Source organism: Methylobacterium sp. A54F (genome assembly GCF_053346035.1).
This window is the reverse complement of the sequence record NZ_JBKFBF010000183.1, coordinates 1-291: the sequence shown is the minus strand read 5'-3', so window position 1 is coordinate 291 and position 291 is coordinate 1. Positions and strand designations below refer to the sequence as shown.

Genomic DNA, 291 nt, shown 5'->3' with positions numbered 1-291 from the left:
CCGATTTCGGGCTGACCTGGTTCGTGCCCTCGATCTGGCGCTACCGGATGCCCCTCGGCACGGTGCTCCTGGCCTCGCTGTTCGTGCAGCTCTGCGCCCTCGTCACGCCGATGTTCTTCCAGATCGTCATCGACAAGGTGCTGGCCCACAAGGGCTACGCCACCCTCACGATGGTGATTATCGGCCCCGTGGCGATCGGCCTGTTCAACTGCGTGCTGCAGTACCTCAGGCAGTACATCCTCACCCACACGACGAGCCGCATCGACGTGGAGCTCGGCGCTCGCCTGTTCG

1 protein-coding gene is annotated in these 291 nt (G+C 64.3%); it reads left to right on the top strand.

Translation table 11 applies throughout. From position 1 onward, the window contains the following. Positions 1 to 291 (top strand): ABC transporter transmembrane domain-containing protein (locus ACLBXP_RS25885; RefSeq protein ID WP_447670655.1); only part of this gene is annotated, 291 nt, incomplete at both ends.